The sequence below is a fragment of the Euzebya pacifica genome (genome assembly GCF_003344865.1).
Classification (GTDB): Bacteria; Actinomycetota; Nitriliruptoria; order Euzebyales; family Euzebyaceae; genus Euzebya; species Euzebya pacifica.
In genome coordinates this window covers 5,332,454-5,348,908 of sequence record NZ_CP031165.1, presented here as the reverse complement: position 1 = coordinate 5,348,908, position 16,455 = coordinate 5,332,454, and the positions used below count along the sequence as shown (strand labels likewise).

General features: G+C 71.3%; 13 protein-coding genes. 4 read left to right on the top strand and 9 right to left on the bottom strand.

Annotation, left to right across the window (positions count from 1 at the left end):
- Positions 1-63 precede the first annotated feature (63 nt).
- Positions 64-495 (bottom strand): Fur family transcriptional regulator, encoded by a 432-nt coding sequence (locus tag DVS28_RS23050; RefSeq protein ID WP_114593552.1) that lies wholly within the window; start codon positions 493-495, stop codon positions 64-66.
- Between the two features lie 131 nt (positions 496-626).
- Between DVS28_RS23050 and DVS28_RS23045 the strand changes: the two genes are divergently transcribed.
- Entirely contained in the window at positions 627-2,375 is a 1,749-nt protein-coding gene (locus DVS28_RS23045) for a VanW family protein (protein ID WP_114593551.1), read from the top strand.
- On the top strand, positions 2,372-4,147 hold the full coding sequence (locus tag DVS28_RS23040; RefSeq protein WP_114593550.1) for a cell wall-binding repeat-containing protein: 1,776 nt from the start codon (positions 2,372-2,374) through the stop codon (positions 4,145-4,147). The genes DVS28_RS23045 and DVS28_RS23040 overlap by 4 nt, the downstream gene beginning before the upstream one ends.
- 36 nt (positions 4,148-4,183) lie before the next feature.
- Here DVS28_RS23040 and DVS28_RS23035 read toward each other — a convergent pair whose 3' ends face one another.
- Entirely contained in the window at positions 4,184-5,170 is a 987-nt protein-coding gene (locus DVS28_RS23035; protein ID WP_114593549.1) for a carbohydrate kinase family protein, read from the bottom strand.
- A 125-nt stretch (positions 5,171-5,295) separates the two neighbouring features.
- On the opposite strand from DVS28_RS23035, the gene DVS28_RS23030 reads away from it, so the two are divergent.
- Complete coding sequence (locus tag DVS28_RS23030) at positions 5,296-8,409, top strand: cell wall-binding repeat-containing protein (protein WP_114593548.1); 3,114 nt, start codon at positions 5,296-5,298, stop codon at positions 8,407-8,409.
- A 70-nt stretch (positions 8,410-8,479) separates the two neighbouring features.
- Positions 8,480-9,424, top strand: coding sequence for a fatty acid desaturase (locus DVS28_RS23025; protein WP_114593547.1), 945 nt, complete (start codon positions 8,480-8,482; stop codon positions 9,422-9,424).
- A 36-nt stretch (positions 9,425-9,460) separates the two neighbouring features.
- Here DVS28_RS23025 and DVS28_RS23020 read toward each other — a convergent pair whose 3' ends face one another.
- From DVS28_RS23020 to DVS28_RS22990, 7 genes are all read right to left on the bottom strand, one after another.
- Complete coding sequence (locus DVS28_RS23020) at positions 9,461-10,186, bottom strand: mycothiol-dependent nitroreductase Rv2466c family protein (RefSeq protein ID WP_114593546.1); 726 nt, start codon at positions 10,184-10,186, stop codon at positions 9,461-9,463.
- A gap of 37 nt (positions 10,187-10,223) precedes the next feature.
- Positions 10,224-11,057, bottom strand: a complete 834-nt coding sequence (locus DVS28_RS23015) for a cytochrome c biogenesis CcdA family protein (RefSeq protein WP_114593545.1) — start codon at positions 11,055-11,057, stop codon at positions 10,224-10,226.
- Positions 11,058-11,060: 3 nt separating this feature from the next.
- Positions 11,061-11,879, bottom strand: a complete 819-nt coding sequence (locus DVS28_RS23010) for a DsbA family protein (protein ID WP_114593544.1) — start codon at positions 11,877-11,879, stop codon at positions 11,061-11,063.
- 82 nt (positions 11,880-11,961) lie between these two features.
- Complete coding sequence (gene speB, locus DVS28_RS23005; RefSeq protein WP_114593543.1) at positions 11,962-12,945, bottom strand: agmatinase; 984 nt, start codon at positions 12,943-12,945, stop codon at positions 11,962-11,964.
- Positions 12,946-13,012: 67 nt separating this feature from the next.
- A complete protein-coding gene (locus DVS28_RS23000) occupies positions 13,013-13,501 on the bottom strand; it encodes a hypothetical protein (protein ID WP_114593542.1) in 489 nt (162 codons plus the stop codon).
- Between the two features lie 82 nt (positions 13,502-13,583).
- Positions 13,584-15,080: a carotenoid oxygenase family protein gene (locus tag DVS28_RS22995; RefSeq protein ID WP_114593541.1), complete on the bottom strand. Its 1,497-nt coding sequence runs from the start codon at positions 15,078-15,080 to the stop codon at positions 13,584-13,586.
- A 42-nt stretch (positions 15,081-15,122) separates the two neighbouring features.
- On the bottom strand, positions 15,123-16,352 hold the full coding sequence (locus DVS28_RS22990; RefSeq protein WP_114593540.1) for an acetyl-CoA acetyltransferase: 1,230 nt from the start codon (positions 16,350-16,352) through the stop codon (positions 15,123-15,125).
- Positions 16,353-16,455: the final 103 nt, after the last annotated feature.

Sequence of the window (16,455 nt, the reverse complement as noted above, 5' to 3'; positions counted from 1 at the left end):
ACTCGAGTCTGCCCTTGTTGCGAACCGTTCGCAATGACTGTCCTCAGGGGTGCGGAGAAGGCCTCAGGCGGTGGCGCCCGCGCAGGCGGCGCAGCGACCCCGGACCGTCAGGTCGACCTCGTCGACGGCGAAGCCGTGACCGCCCTCCAGGTGGTCGCGAACGGTCTGCACCAGGGATCCGACGTGATGGTCGACCGCCCCGCAGACGGTGCAGACGAGGTGGAAGTCGTCGTCGGGGTGGGTGATCTCCCAACGCCCGGCTGGGTCGTCGCCCAACCGTGACTGCCGGACCAGCTCGAGCTCCTCGAACAGCGTGAGGGTCCGGTAGACCGAGGCGAGGTTCACACCGGCGTCCTGCTGCTCGACCCGGGCGGCGACTTCCTCGGCGGTCAGGTGGTCGTCGGCGTCGACGAGGGCAGCCCAGACCGCGGTGCGAGGGCGGGTGATGCGATGACCGCCGGCCCGCAGCACCGCCTCGACGTCCTGTCCGGTCATGTGGTGGAGCCCTTCACGGTGCCGAGCATAGATCCACCCCCGGCCCGACGAGGTGGGCCGGTCGAGGGGCGGAGCGCGGACGCGGCACGCTTCTCGGCTCGTGACCCCGAGTCGCACTACCGTCGAGGGCGATGACTGCTCGTCAGAGGACCTGGGCCATCGCCGTCGGCGTGGCTGCCGTTGTCGTGCTCGCGGCCGGCGGGTTCGCTGCCGTCAAGGCGCAGGACCTGCCGCCGGGCACCACGTTGGCCGGCGAGCCCGTCGGCGACCCCGACGCCGCGGTCGAGACGGCCGAACGGATCGGCCAACGGCTGCTGTCGATGCCGGTCGTGGTGGCCACCGGCGAGGAACGGGCCGAGGTCACCGCCGGCGCGCTGGGCGTCAGCTTCGACGTGCAGGGCGTGGCCCGCGCCGCCGAGAACGCCACGGGCTTCGACGACTGGCTCGCGAGGGTGAGCGGTGGCGACGCGACCGTGCTGCCGGTCGGGTTGTTCTTCACCACCGGTGACACCGACGAGCTGGCGGAACGACTCTCCAGCGACCCCACCGACGGGGACATCGAGATCACCGCGTCGGGCCTCCGCGTGAGCGATGCGGTCGTGGGGATCGACGTGACCCCGGCGATGATCAGCGAGGGGTTCCGCACGGCCGTCGCGGCCCTCGAGACCATGCCCTTCGCCGAGTGGCCCGCCAGCCTGCAGGTGCAGCTGGAGGCCGAATCGGTACAGCCACGGATCACCCAGGTCAGCGTCGACGCCGCGGTCGAACGGATCGAGTCGCTCACCGACACCCCCATCACCCTGCAGGCGCAGGCGGTGCCGGAGGACTCCCAGACCGTCGACGGGGTGGGGGTGCCGCTGCGGGAGACCATCGACGTCGAGCTGGGCGAGCAGGCCCTGATCCAGCTGCTGGCGGTCGAGCAGGACCCCGACGAGATCGAACGCCAGCGCCTCCGCATCGTGCCGTCGGCCGAGCAGCCGCCGCCGGCCCTGACGGCGTTCCTCGAACGCGCCGCGATCGGTCCGCTTCCCCGCATCCGCGTCGAGGATCGTTCGCCCACTCCGACCAAGGATCCCCTGCCCGACCCCGGCAGCGGCGGGCCCGCCGACAACCCGGCCTACGGCGACGTGTCCACCGTGACCGGCCGGTTGGTCAGCGAGGTCGGCGAGCCGGGGCTCGACCCGGACCTCGACGCCACCGTCGAGGCCATCGTCGCCGCCATGGAGGCCGACCAGCCCACCGCCGAGGTGCAGGGCGAGGAGGTCACCGACCCCGTCGACCCGGCGGAGCTCGGCATCGTCGCGCCCGTCAGCACCTGGACCACCTTCTACGAACCCGGCCAGGGCCGCGTCACCAACATCCACCGCATCGCAGAGATCGTCGACGGCATGCTCGTCCCGCCCGGCGGCAACCTCGACATCAACCACGCCGTCGGCGAACGGACCCGCGAGGGCGGGTTCGTCGAGGCCGGTGCGATCCTCGAGGGCGAGTTCATCGACGACGTCGGCGGCGGGGTCAGCCAGTTCGGCACCACCTTCTTCAACGCCATGTGGTTCAGCGGCATCGACATCATCACCCACACCCCCCACTCCTTCTGGTTCGACCGCTATCCCGCGGGACGCGAGGCGACGATCGACTACCCGGGTGTCGACCTCGAGCTGAACAACAACACGCCGCACTGGATACTGGTCGACACCGCAGTCACCGACGACTCCGTCACGGTCACCTTCTGGTCCACGCCCTGGTTCGAGGTCGAGACCACGATGGGTCCCCGTGAGCAGACCGCCGAGGGGTTCCGCATGTCGATCAGCCGCATCGCCACACCGCAGGAGGGCAACGTCGACACCGACACGTTCCGGATCGACTACAAGCTGCCATGACCACGACCTCTTCCCGCGCGACCCCACGGGCCGTCGCCGTACTGGCGGCCCTCCTGGCGGCCACCGTCCTCCTCGGCGCGCTCGCGCTGCTGCCCGCCCCCGCAAATGCGCAGGCCGCCCCCGGCTGGGTGCCCTTCAGCGACGCGACGATCCACCCCGGCGTGCAGACCGTGACCGGCGGTGGGCAGTGCACGGCCAACTTCGTCTTCACCGACAGTGCTGGCGCCGTCTACCTGGGTCAGGCAGCCCACTGCGCCAGCGACGACGGGTCCGACGAGACCGACGGGTGTGCTGCCACGACCCAGGGCCTCGGGGTCGAGGTCGAGATCGACGGGGCGACCCGGCCGGGTGTGCTCGTGTACTCCAGCTGGGACACCATGCAGGCGGTCGGCGAGACCGATCCCAACGCCTGCCGGTACAACGACCTGGCGCTCGTGCGGATCGACCCCGTCGACGTGCCGCTGGTCAACCCCAGCGTCCCCTACTGGGGCGGGCCCCACGGGATCGTCGCCAGCACCGCCTCCGGCGACACCGTCCACACCTACGGCAACTCCGGCCTGCGGCCGGGGCTGAACGCCAAGACCGGCACCTCCCAGGGACAGTCGGGAGAGGGGTGGACCCACACCGTCCGGACCCTCCTCAACCCGGGCATCCCCGGTGACTCCGGCAGCGCGTTCATCGACGGGCAGGGTCGGGCCTTCGGCGTCCTCTCGACCCTCGAGGTCCTGCCCAACATCGGCGCCAACGGCGTCAGCGACCTCTCGCGCATGCTGGCCTACCTCGAGACCCACACCGACCTCGACATCGCCCTCGCCGACGGCACGCTGCTGTTCGACGCCGACGGGGCCACCGTCGACACCGCGACGGGCCAATCCCCGACACCGGCCGACGGCGTGCAGCGGCTGTCGGGCGACTCGCGGGTGGAAACGGCCGTCGCCGCCTCGCGCGACGCCTTCGGCGTGCTCGGTGCCGGCGCGGTCGTGCTCGGTCGTGCCGACGTCGCCGCCGATGCCCTCGCCGGCACACCCCTGGCCGCCGACCGCAACGCGCCCGTGCTGCTGACCGGTGGCGACAGCCTGCATCCCGCCACGGACGAGGAGATCCAGCGGATCCTCGCGCCGGGCGGCACCGTCTACCTGCTCGGCGGCACCGCGGCGATCAGCGACGGGGTCGCCAGCAGCCTGACCGCCGACGGCTACCAGGTCGTCCGGCTCGCTGGTGACAGCCGGATCGAGACCGCCCTGGCCGTGGCCGACGCGGTCACCGACGACCCCGCCACGGTGATGCTGGCTGACGGGATCGGCTTCGCCGACGCCCTCGTCGCCGGACCGGCAGCCGATGCCGCCGACGGGGTTGTCGTGCTGACCGACGGTTCGCGTACCCACCCTGCGGTGGACGCCTACCTCGCCGCCAACGCCGACGCCGAAGTCGTCACCGTCGGTGCCACCGCCACGACGGCGTACCCGGGCCGTCGAGCAGTCGGTGGGCAGGACCCGGTCGAGACCGCGGTCGCGGTGGCCAACGAATGGTTCCCGACCGCGTCGGTCGTGGGGGTCGCCCGTGTCGACGTCTTCGCCGACGCGCTTGCCGGCGGGGCCCACATCGCCCAGCGTGGCGGGCCCGTGCTGCTGTCGACCTCCTCCAGCCTGTCCACGCCGACCGGTGACCACCTCAGGGGGGTCGCCGACATCCTCGAGGACGCCGTGCTGTACGGCGGCACCGCTGCGCTGTCGACCACCGTCGCCGACCAGGTTCGCGACGCGATCAGCTGACCGGAGGGTCGACGGCCGGTCAGCCCGGGGGTCGGCTCAGAAGTCCAACGCGTCGATGATCGCCTCAGCGGACTCGTCGCCGTAGGCGGTCGCCAGCCGAGGGCGCAGCGCTGCGGGTGACGCGACGTACTCCTGCGGGCCGACGGTCTCGAGGGCGAGCGTGGCGGTGGCGCACCCCAGCTGGGCGCTGGACTCCAGCGGCAGTCCCGCCGCGAGGCCGGACAGGAACCCGGCGCGGAAGGCGTCACCGGCTCCGGTCGGCTCGAGCTCGACGTCGTCCTGTGGCGCGACGGCGAGGACGGTCAGCTCGTCCTGCCCCGGCTGCTCGATGCTGGCCCCCTTGGCCCCGTGGGTCGTGACGAGTACCTCGACCTGTGCGCGGAGCTCCTCGTCGGACCAGCCGGTCTTCTTGGTGATGAGTGACCGCTCGTAGTCGTTGCAGATCAGGTACTTGGCGCCCTCGATCAGCGGCCGGATCTCGGGGCCGTGCATCCGGGCCAGCTGCTGGCTGGGGTCGGCGACCACGTCGATGCCCATGGCGTGGGCGTCGCGGGTGTGGCGCAGCATGCCCTCGGGGCCGTTGGGGGAGACCACGACGAGGTCGAGGCCGCCGTGCACCTCCGCGATCGGGCCCAGGTCGATCTCCTTGCAGTCCTCCATGGCACCGGAGTAGAAGGTCGCGATCTGGGACTGGGCGGCGTCGGTGGTGCACAGGAACCGTGCCATGCCCTTGTCGGGCGAGACGTAGACGGAGTCGCAGTCGACGCCGTTGCGTTCCAGCCACGGCTTGTACTCGGCCAGGAAGTCGTCGCCCACAGCGCCCACGAGGATCGGGTTCGCGCCCAGCTGCCCCATGCCGTAGGCGATGTTGCCACCCACGCCGCCACGACGACGCTGCATGCCATCGGCAAGGAAGCTCAGGCTGAGCCGCTCCAGCTGATCGGCCAGGATCATGTCGGCGAACTTGCCGGGGAAGGTCAGGAGCAGGTCTTCGGCGATGGAGCCGGTCACAGCGATGCGCATGGGGAAGGTCCTCTGGGGTGAATGGCGACGCCCTACCGTAACCGTCCGTTCCCCGCGGATCCCGACCACCTGTCCACTGCTGACGCTGCGTAAGCCTCCCGTCGCAAACGGCGTAGTCCCCTGCGATGCAGTCACGATCACGTCTCACCCAGGTCCTGTTCCTCGTCGTCGCCCTCGTGGCCGGCCTGTCACCAGCCGCGGTCAGTGGTCAGGAGGATCCGCAGGTCGTCCGCCACGCCGGGGCCGACAGGGTCCAGACCGCTGCGGCCCTGGCCGTCGCAACCCCGCCCAGCGACACCGTCGTCATCGCCCGCGCCGACGAATTCCCCGACGCGCTCGCCGGGGCCTTCCTGGCCGCACCGGTGCTGCTGACCGGGCCCGATGCGTTGCCCCGGGCCACCGTCAAGGCCATCGAGGAGCTCGAGCCGACCGACGCGGTGGTGCTCGGTGGCGAACGTGCCGTCGGGCAGGCCGTGGTCGACGAGCTCGAGGCGATGGGGCTGGACGTGGAACGGCTGGCCGGCGACAGCCGTGTCGACACCGCCGTGGCCATCGCCACCTCCGGCCGCGAGGTCGGTCGCATCGACGAGCAGACGACCGCGGTCCTGGTCGCGGCCGGGACCTTCGCCGACGCCCTCGTGGCCGGGCCGCTGGCTGCCGGTGCTGGCCTGCCCATCCTCCTGACCGACACCGCCGAGGTGCCCCAGGCCACCCTGGACGCGTTGGCCCAGCTGGATGTCGATCAGGTCCTGATCGTCGGCGGCACCGCCGTGGTGTCGCCCGAGGTGCTCGACACCGTCCGGTCCGAGGGCTACGACGTGCGCCGCCTGGCCGGCGACTCGCGACAGGCCACCGCTGCCGAAGTCGCCCGCTACGCTGGTGACGTCGTCGGCTGGACCCCGACCGATGTCGTGCTGGCGACGGGCGCGGACTTCCCCGACGCGCTGGCCGCAGCCCCCTTGGCCGGTGCGCTCCGTTCGCCACTGCTGCTGACCGGCGGCAGCGCCGCCGCGGATGCGGTTGGCGGCTTGATCGGCTGCCGCGTGGCTCGTGTGATCGTCGCCGGCGGCACCGCCGTCGTGGCCGATGCCGACGTGACCCCGGTCGTCGACGCCCTTGGCTCCAGCGAGCTGTGTCCTGTCGACCCGTCCCTGTTCCCGACCCAGGCCGTGGTGCGTGTGGGCGAGACCCACGAGCTCGCCGTGGACCTGTACGGCGGCAGCCGCGCCCTGGCGCCGGCCTCCGGCGACGTCGCCAGCGGCCCGGAGGTCCGGTTCACGATCGTGCCGGACACGCTCAGCCGTGCGATGGCGACCATCGTCAGCGACGACGTCGCCCCAGCCGATCTTCCGCTGGGTGGCGGTGGCATGGAAGCGGCCGTCCTGGCCGACGACGACGGGATCGCCCGGCTCCGGTTCACCTCATCCACGCCCGGACTGGCCGTGATCCGGGCCTGCGCCACCGGCGACGACGAGGACGTGTGCGTCGAGGGGGCGGTGCAGTTCAGCGCCCGCTACACCGCTGCGGTCGGGGCCGATGGCGAGGGCCTGGCCTTCGTCTCGCTCGACGACGACCGGCTGTGCGCGTCCATGGGTGGGGTGGAGTCCGACGGGATCGCCATCACCACCGCCGACGGCATGCCGGTGACCGCCATCGACGACGGCACCGGCTGCATCGACGGGGTGGGGGTGGCCCAGCAGCAGGTCGACGACGACCCGGTCGGATACGGCATCACCGTCGGGAACACCTTCACGCCCTTCAGCGTGATCGGCAGCGAGTACGCCGAGTGGGAGTCTCAGCAGGCCGTCCCGTTCGTCCCCGGTCCGGCGACCCAGGGCAACACCGAGCTCGTCGCCCACATCGACGGCCTCAACGACGTCACCGCCCTCAACTTCATCGACTACGGCGACCGCGACGTCCTGTTCGCCACCGGACGGTTCGGCCTCCAGAGCTTCGACGTCACCGACCCGTCCGCCCCCGTGTTCCTCGACAGCCTGGAGATGCCCGACTTCTGGGAGAACGAGGACATGGACGTCGACGTCGAGCGCAAGCTCGTGATGCTCTCGCGGGACCCGCGGGCCTACGGCGGCTCGACCGACGACGGTGTCGCGGGCGTCTACCTGATCGACGCCACCGACCCGGCGGCCCTGCGCCGAATCGTCTTCCACGAGCTGCCCGCTGGCCACACCGCCACCTGCGTCCGTTCCCAGCGCGCCGACGGGTCCATGGCCGTGTGCGACCACCTGTGGTCCGGCGGCCCGGCGACCGGCACCCACCAACCCGACGAGTGGGGCGGCCGTCCGGTGTTCGTGACCGACATCACCGACCCCGAGCGTCCGTTCACCCACCCCATGCCACTGCTGACCAACCAGAACGACGGCGTCACCGACTACGCCCACGACGTGCAGGTCGATGCCGACGGCCTCGCCTGGGTGTCCAGCCGTGGTGGGGTCTACGGCTTCCACACCTTCGGCACGCACGTCGACCCGCTGACCGGCGCAACGCGACAGGCCACTCCGGCCGACCCGGTGCCCTTCGCCGGCGGCACGCTGGAGGGTGAGGACAGCTCCGGTGGGGTCATCCACAACTCCTACCGTCCCGTCGGCGACGAGGCCGACCTCGGCGCCGACCTCGAGACCAGCGGCTTCGCGGAGGGGGAGCTGATCTACGCCACGGACGAGGCCTTCACGTCGGCCTGCACCAGCGACGGGCTGTTCAACATCGTCACCCTCGAGGGGTCCTTCGCCGGCGAGGGCTTCGTGTCCACCCCCGAGGAGCCGTTCCGCCTGCGGACCGTCGGGACGTGGAGCCCGATCGCCGCGGGCGAGCCCGGTCCGATCCCGCTGTGCAGCGCCCACTACTTCGACATGAAGGACTCCATCGTCGCCTACTCCTGGTACGGGCAGGGGACGCGGTTCGTCGACGTGTCCGACCCGACCGACCCGATCCAGGTGGCCTTCCACCGGCCGCTGGTCAACCTGTCGTTCGCACCGCGGTGGCGGGGTGACGTGGTCTTCGTGGCCGACTCCCTGCGGGGCATCGACATCGTGCGGCTGACCGACGGGGCGTTCGAGGCCCAGGCTGCGCACGAGCAGATCGCCGCGCCGGCGCTGCCGTCGATCGGCCCGGACACGGTGTCGGCGGCGCTGCTCGGCCTGCCGGTGGATCTCGGTGGGCGGAGCTGGACCGCCGATCCGGCCTTCGGCTGGGCCTGCTGGATTCCCACTCGCCGAGACTGACGGGGGTTGACCACCTCGCCTCGGGAGTTTACGTTCTAGGAAACTTGTAAACCCCCGAGCCGAGGTCGTCATGTCGCAGTCCGACACCACCGCCAGCACCGGGTCCGACCGGATCCGGCTTCCCCGCATCCCCTCGCCCGGGGTCCCTCGTCCCGAGGTCGCCTGGCCGACGGTCGCGCTCGCCGTGGGACTGCTGATCGCCTGGGGGGTCATGGCATGGGGCGCGCTGACCGGTTCGATCAGCCTCTGGGTCACGATGCCCGTCCACGCGTTCGTGTCCTTCGGCATGTTCACGGTGCTGCACGACGCAGCCCACCGCGGGCTCGGCAAACGCCGGTCGGTCAACGAGCTGCTCGGCCGGGTGGCCGTGCCGTTCGTCGCCTCCTACGCGTCGTTTCCGTTGTTCCGCCACATCCACCTCACCCACCATCGGTTCGTCAACGAAGGCGACGAGCTCGACCCCGACAGCTGGATGATCCACGGTCCCGCCTGGCAGCTTCCGTTCCGCTGGATGCTGGTCGACGTGCACTACGCGTCGTTCTACCTGAAGGGGTGGCGCGACCGTCCCCGCAAGGAGATCACCGAGTCAGTCGTGGTGGCGGTCGTCGCGATCGGCGCCATCGTCGGGCTGGTGGTGGCCGGATTCGGTCCCGAGCTGCTGCTGCTGTACGTCGTCCCCCAGCGCATCGCCCTGGTCGTGCTGGCCTGGTGGTTCGACTGGCTGCCCCACCACGGCCTCGACGGCACCACCACCGACCGGCGGCTGCAGTCGACCCGCAACATCATCGGATGGGAGAAGGTGCTGACCCCGCTGCTGTTCAGCCAGAACTACCACCTGCTGCACCACGTCCACCCGATCGTGCCGTTCTATCGGTACGTGGAGGCGTGGCGGAACGGTGAGGAGGCCTACCTCGCCCACGACCCGGCGCTGTCGACGGTGTCGGGACGGCCGATGGATCCCGAGGACTACCGGGCCATCCGCGGCCTTGCCGACGCGGCGCCCACCCCTGCCTGAGCGGCGCCCCGCCTGACCCTCAGCGCGTCCTGACCATCAGCGCTTCTGGCGGCGGGACCCGCCGTGCCAGTCCTCCTGTGCACCGGCGCCCGCGTCGTCGGTGTGGCCCCAGACACGAAGCTGCGGTCGCTCGCGAAGGCTGCGCTTCATCTCGGCGAAGCCGGCGTATCCGGCGAGGCCGATGACGTGGTCCCACAGCTCGACGGCGGTGTCGGGGGAGGGCAGTCGGCTGATCACCGGGCCGAAGAACGCCACCCCGTCCGGCGGCTGGAACTGGATGATCGGCGTGCCGACGTCCTTGCCGGTCAGCGACAGCGCCAGGTCGGTCTCCGCACGGATCTCCTCGTCCCAGGATTCGTCGTCCAGGGCGTCGACCAGGTCGACGGGCAACCCCGCCTGTGCCAGCACGGGGGCCACGTGATCCGGTGTCCCCAACCACTTCCGGTGCTCGAGCTCGTCGGCAGGCGGGTCGATGTCCCAGATGTGGGCCCCGAACGCCTCGTAGAGCGGACCGAGGGCTGCCGACCCGTGGTCGGCACGGGCCTTCGCGGCGACACGGAGCATCCGCAGGCCGGAGGTGTGCCCCTCCTCGTACTCCGGTGGGAAGTGCGCGTCGTAGTCGACGTGGCTGTTGAGCAGGCGCAGCGAGATCAGCCGCCACTCCACGTCGTACTCCCGTTGCTCGGCGACCAGCCGCACCCACTTGCTGGTCATCCACGCGAACGGACAGACAGGATCGAACCAGAACGCAACGTCGGCCATGTCCGCCCAACCCCGATGGGAGGGGCGGCATTCCGCCTCAGCGGTCGGGGCCCTCGCGGAGGCGGGCGACGAACCACCACAGCGCCGCGACGACGGCGACGACGGCCAGCGCACGATCGGGCACACGGGCGCCGACGGTCCGAGCCCATTCCTCCGCCCGGGCGCCGAGCAGCGCGAGGTCGGGGGACTCCACCAGCGACCCGCCACCGACCAGCAGCAGGACGCCGACGGCGATCAGCAGGAGGCCGGAGACGAGGGACGTCGTGTGCAGGCGAAGCCGTCCGACCTGCAGCTCGCGTCCCCTGAGCATGCGCAGCACCCGGTCGCCGATCCGTTCCCACAGCAGGGCGAGGACGATGAGGGGGACGACCATGCCGACGGCGTACACCGCCAGCAGCGCCCCGCCCCGCAGGGGCTGTCCGCCGGCCGCGGCCAGCACCAGGATCGACCCGAGGATCGGGCCGGTGCAGAACCCCGTCAGGCCGTAGGCCAGCCCCAGCACGTAGACGCCCCAGGGCCCGCTCCCCTCCGCCGGTGCGGTGCGCGAGGAGAGACGGGACGGCAGCAGCACGAACCCACCGCCCAACGCCGTGACGACGCCGAGCACGATCACCAGCCCGGCCGCGACGGCGACAACGGTGTCCTGGTTGGTCCTGACCAGCCGGGTGGCGGCCGACGCCGACACGCCCAGGGGGACCAGCGTGGTGACGAGCCCCAGCCAGAACACGCCCGTGCGGGCGAGCAGGCGGCCCGAGCTGTCGAAGGCGTAGGCGAAGAAGGAGGGGAGGAGCAGCGCCCCGCATGGGCTGAGCAAGGCGAGCACCCCGCCGACGAGCGCAGCGACGTAGCCGACATCGGCGCCGAGCGGCACCGGTCAGCCCATCGTGGCGTCGTGCACGCCGGTCAGGAACTCGTCGAAGCGCTCGGGGCTGGCGTAGCCGCCCATCGGCACGCCGTTGACGACCAGCGCGGGCGTGCCGGTGAAGCCGAGCTGGTAGGCAAGCTGCTGGTCTCGCTGGACCAGCGTGGCGACCTCGGCGGAGGCGTAGTCGGCCAGGAAGCGGTCCCAGTCCAGGTCGATCTCGTCGGCGACGCCCTCGACCTGCGCCAGCAGCGCCTCCTCGGTCTGGCGTTCGCGGTAGGCGCCGAGCTCGGCCTCGGTGAGGTCACGGCCCACGGGCGGTTCGCCGCCACCGGAGATGAAGGGATAGAGGTGCTCGGCCAGCGGCCAGTAGCGGTCCTGCAACCCCGCGGCCATGCCGATCCGTGCGCCCGGGACGGCGCGGTCCTCGTAGGGCAGCATGCGGGTCTCGATCCGCAGCAGGCCGGTGTCGACCCAGTCGGTCATGACCCCGGGCATGGTCAGGCGGTGGAAGTTACCGCACCACAGGCAGCCGAAGGACTCGAAGGCCACCATCACCAGGGGGGCGTCGGGGTCCCCGATCGTCATGCCGGGCTGGTCGACACGAAGCGGCGTCATGCGCTCGCGCGACGGGCGGTCGTCGGGAACGGCGGCGGCCTCGGTTGCTGGAGTCGAGTCGCCTGCTGGTGGGGTGTCGGCGGGGGTGGCCACCGCTGGATCGGCCGCATCGACCAGCGCCGGCTCGTCACCCCCGAGGAACGCAGCGGCAGCCAGCCCGATGGCGGCAAGGAGCGCAAGGGCAGGCAGGAACAGACGGCGGGGGTTGGACACGGCGGGATCCAGGGTCGAGCGGGATGAGGCGCCAAGGGTAGGACGCGTGCGCCACACGTCCGCTCAGCCGAACGGCGCCGGGTCATCCGTCCCGGCGCCGGACGGCCAGTCCGGCGAGGAACTCCATGACCACCCGGTGGGCGTTGTTGACCGTCTGCTGCGCGTGGTCGTAGGGCGGTGAGACCTCCACGATGTCCATGCCGACGAGGTTGGTCTCCAGGGCCAGCTTCCTCACCGCTCGCAGGAGGTCCGCGGGGGCCATGCCACCCGGTTCGGGGGTGCCCGTACCCGGCGCGAACCCGGGGTCGAGCACGTCGATGTCGACCGACAGGTACAGGGCGTCGCAGCCCTCCATGGCCTCGGCGACGGCGTCGGCCATGACCGCCGGGGCACCGCGCTCCCACACCTCCTGCATGAGGTGCCAGCGCATCCCCTGCTCCTGCATCCAGTCGAAGACGTGGGCGGGCGGCCAGTAGCCGCGCAGCCCGACCTGGACGAAGTTGCGTCCGAGGACCGCGCCGGACTCGATCAACCGTCGCATCGGGGTGCCGTGGCTGGCCGCGTTGCCGTCGATCCGGTCGGCGGTGTCGGCGTGGGCATCGAAGTGCACGACGCCGATCGACCCCCACCCGTGGGCCTCGGCCACCGCCTCGACGCTGGGCCACGTGATGGAGTGGTCCCCGCCGATGACGACCGGCACGATGCCGCGGCTGGCGACCTCCAGCACCCGCTGGCGGATGTTGGCCAGCCCCACCTCCGACTGCCCGTGCGGGCACATCGCGTCGCCGTAGTCGACGACCTCGAGGTGGTCGAACACCTCGATCCGCAGGTCCAGGTGGTAGGCGCCCGGGTGGTCGGCCTCGGCACGCAACGCCCGCGGCCCGAATCGTGCGCCGGGTTTGTTCGTCGTGTTGATGTCCAGCGGGGCACCCACGATCGCGACGTCCGGCTGCCAGCGGTCGAGGTCGGCCGTGCCGGTCAGCAACGGCCGATCCGCGAAGGTCAGCGCGCCGTGACCGAGCTGGTCCTCGTAGCCGTCGGGCAGGGTGCGGTCTGGCTCGTCCATTGCCGCAGTCTGCCGGATCCCGGCTGTCCGCGACGGACGAGTCCGGCTTCGTGCGGGGTGGGCCGGGTCAGTCCGTGGGCAGGGCGTCGACCGCTCCGGCAGGAACCGGCAGCTCGGCCGCGGCCAGCTCCTCGGCGACCGTGGCCACCATCGTCGATCCCGTCTGGCAGATCGCCGAGGCCTTCACGTACGTGCGGTGCTCGCCGTTGGAGACGAGCAGCTCGGCCTCGAACACCTCGTCCTCGATGATGATGATCTCGAGGTCGTCGCGGTTCTCGTACCACAGCCGGATGTTGACCGGGGTGACGGGGACGTAGGCGGTCATGCTGGTCAGGGGCCCCTGCGGCGTCACCGAGTCGACTACTGCCTCCGGATGCAGCTCGGCACCCTCGACCGGGTCGAACGGTTCGGCGTCCAGCGGTTCCTCGCACTCCGCCAGGGCCGTCAGCGGTCCCGTGGGCGGGGCGTTGGGGTCCATCGCGACGGGCGCCGTCTCATCCGCACACCCCACGAGGATCGTGCACAACGACAGGGCGAGGAGGAGGTGGATGCGCACCCACCGAATGGTGCCACGGCCCGTCGGGGTCGGTCATCGTCGCGGTGGCGGCCCGTGCAGGTGCAGGGCGACAGGGAGGGCGTCAGGTCACGGCGTCTGCGGCGCGTTCCACGTCGAACCAGCCGGGGATCTCCTCCCCCGAGGCCCAGGTCGCGTGAGTGCCGCTGCTGATCCGCTGGGGCAGGCGAACCCGCGCGATCGGCCCGTCGGCCGGGTTCGCGGCATCCAGCACGAGGGCCTCCGAGCAGTCCCGGTTGGTGTCGATCGTGAGAGTGACTAGGTAGCCGTCGTCCTCGGCCGTCGCGCCCACGCGGGGGGCCATGACCGTCTCGGAGCAGAACACCCCTTCCTCGAGGGCGAACCGCTCGTCGTGTCCGGTCTTGACGTCGTGCTTGACCAGCCCGTCGAACAGGAACCAGCCCGGCTTGGCGGTGGCGGCGTAGACGTAGCGGTAGTCGCGCCCGAGGTGCCCTTCGTTGATCATCCCGAACTCGGTGTGCTCCTCGCGCAGGTGCTCCTCGCGGGTCCGACCGGTGCGGAGGTCGAAGCGCCAACGGTGCAGGCGGGTCTGCATGACGTCGAGGGCCAGGTAGCGGAACATCCGCATGCGGTCCTCCTTGGGGGGATCCGGCACCGGGTTGTCCTGGTAGAAGCCCTCCAGCACGATCTCCTCGCCGTCCTCGTAGGCGTTGGTCCAGTGCAGGACGTAGGTGGGGTCGGCCTCGAACCAGCGGATGTCCGTCGACGTCCCCCGGCGGGGGATGACGGCGAACCGGGTGGGGGCATCGTGCATCCGGGCGGCGTGGACGCCCTTCTTCAGCAGGTCCTCGTCCCAGTGCAACGGCAGGTCGTTGAGGATGGCGTAGTTCTCGGTGATCGCCATGTCGTGGGGCAGGCGTGGACCCGGCAGCGGGATGTCGGTGTAGTGCACCAGGCGGTTGTCGGCGTCGACGACGCCGTAGTGCATGTACGGGGCCTCCTTGCCGTAGTTGAAGAACAACATCTCGCCGGTGCGGTCGTCGACCTTCGGGTGGGCCGACACGCCCTCGGCGGGGAAGCGGCCGTCCCACGTCGCCCGCCCCATGGTCTGCAGGGTCAGGGGGTCGAGTCGGTAGAGGTCACCGCACTGGTAGAAGGAGGTGAGGGCCTGCCCGGCGTGCACGACGATGTCGGTGCTCGACGCGTCCTTCATGCGGCCGCGGGCGCCCCATCCCTCGCGCTCGGCGACGCGGGGGTCCTCTGCGATACCGGCCCACAGCGACCGGCCGGCGTCCTGCTCGGCCTCGAACCCGGCGGTGCGGACGAACCGGTTGCGGTAGAAGGCCGTGCCGTCCCTGAAGCCCACCATGTGGACCATGCCGTCCCCGTCGAAGGGGTGGTAGCGCTGGATGGCCGGGTGCACCGGGTTCTCGGTGTTGCGCAGGTAGACACCGTCGAGGTCGGTCGGCAGGTCGCCGATGACCTCCAGGTCGTCCGCCCGGAACTCCTCGACCTGCGGTCGCCAGGGCCCGCTGCGGTAGGGGTGGTCGTCATCCTCGGGAAGGGTCGTCAGCGCGCGGCCGACCAGCTCGATGTCCATCGTGTCAGGGGTTCCTCGGTGGGGATGCAGGTGTGGGTACGGTCAGGCGCGGCCGACGACGAACGCGCAGGTGGTCGCCGTCGAGCCGCCGATGTTGAGCGTGGCGAAGCGCGACGCATCCTCGACCTGGGTCTCGCCGGCCCGACCGGTGACCTGGCGGCTGGCGTCGACCAGCATCCGCACGCCCGTGGCGCCAACGGGGTGCCCGCCGCCGATCAGGCCGCCGCTGGGGTTCACCGGGATCCGGCCGTCACGCTCGAGGTCGCCGGCCTCGATGGCCTTCCAGCTGTCTCCGGGCGGGGTGATGCCGAAATGGTCGATGGCCATGTACTCCGACATGGAGAAGCAGTCGTGGGTCTCGATCCCGTCGAGGTCGGTGGCCTCGGCGACACCTGCCCGGTCGAACGCATCCCGGATGGTGTCGGCGACGTGGGAGAGGACGTAGGGGCCGTCCTCGCGTTGGGTCTTGGCGGCCAGTGGCAGGCCAACGGTCCGGTGGCCCCATCCGAGGATCCGGACGGCGGTACCGCGACGGAGGACCTCGGGATGCTCCCTGACCCATCCGTCGGTGGCCAGGACCACCCCTGCGCCGCCGTCGGTGACCTGGCTGCAGTCGGTGCGGCGGGTGCGGCCGTCGACCACGGGGTTGTGCTCGTCGTCGTCGCTGAAGGACTTCTCGTCGAAGGTCCAGCCACGGGCCTGGGCCAGGGGGTTGGCCTTGGCGTTGCGGTGGTTCAGCTCGGCGATGGCGCGGAGGTGCGCATCGTCCAGGCCGTAGCGACGGTCGTACTCGTCGGCCAGCGCGGAGAACATCCACGGCCAGACGAACGTGGCGTCCTCGCCCTCGTGGCCGACCCACGCGGCCGCGCCGAGGTGCGCGGCGGCGGTGTCGCCGGGCACGGTCTTCTCGATCTCGGCACCGACGACGAGGGCGCAGCCGTACCGGCCGGCCTCGAGGTCGGCCATGGCCGAGAGGGTCGCGATGCTGCCCGACGCGCAGGCGGCTTCGTGGCGGGATGCCGGGACACCCCACAGCTCGGGCACGACCGTGGCGGGCATGGCGCCGAGGTGTCCCTGCCCGGTGAACAGCTGGCCGAAGGCGTTGCCGACGTGGATGACCTCCATGTCGGCGGCGCGGGTGCCGGCGTCGGCCAGGGTGCCCTCCACCGCCTCCTGCACCAGGTCGTGGACGCCCTTGCCCTCGCGACCGAAGTTGCGTGCGAAGTCGGTCTGGTACCCGCCGAGGATCCAGATGCCGGTGTCGCTGCCCATGTCGTCCCCATCCGTGCGTTCGATGGCTGGACCCAGAAGTGGACCACACGATGGCGTCGTGCGCGATGCACGGCCGGGTGGGGAGGGGATCCCGCACGCCCCT

Coding starts and splice junctions, on each gene's coding strand:
- DVS28_RS23020 (WP_114593546.1), bottom strand. CDS start 10,186: ATGGCCGACGTTGCGTTCTGGTTCGATCCTGTCTGTCCGTTCGCGTGG.
- DVS28_RS22990 (WP_114593540.1), bottom strand. CDS start 16,352: ATGGGCAGCGACACCGGCATCTGGATCCTCGGCGGGTACCAGACCGAC.
- DVS28_RS23050 (WP_114593552.1), bottom strand. CDS start 495: ATGACCGGACAGGACGTCGAGGCGGTGCTGCGGGCCGGCGGTCATCGC.
- DVS28_RS23040 (WP_114593550.1), top strand. CDS start 2,372: ATGACCACGACCTCTTCCCGCGCGACCCCACGGGCCGTCGCCGTACTG.
- speB (WP_114593543.1), bottom strand. CDS start 12,945: ATGGACGAGCCAGACCGCACCCTGCCCGACGGCTACGAGGACCAGCTC.
- DVS28_RS23025 (WP_114593547.1), top strand. CDS start 8,480: ATGTCGCAGTCCGACACCACCGCCAGCACCGGGTCCGACCGGATCCGG.
- DVS28_RS23030 (WP_114593548.1), top strand. CDS start 5,296: ATGCAGTCACGATCACGTCTCACCCAGGTCCTGTTCCTCGTCGTCGCC.
- DVS28_RS22995 (WP_114593541.1), bottom strand. CDS start 15,080: ATGGACATCGAGCTGGTCGGCCGCGCGCTGACGACCCTTCCCGAGGAT.
- DVS28_RS23035 (WP_114593549.1), bottom strand. CDS start 5,170: ATGCGCATCGCTGTGACCGGCTCCATCGCCGAAGACCTGCTCCTGACC.
- DVS28_RS23045 (WP_114593551.1), top strand. CDS start 627: ATGACTGCTCGTCAGAGGACCTGGGCCATCGCCGTCGGCGTGGCTGCC.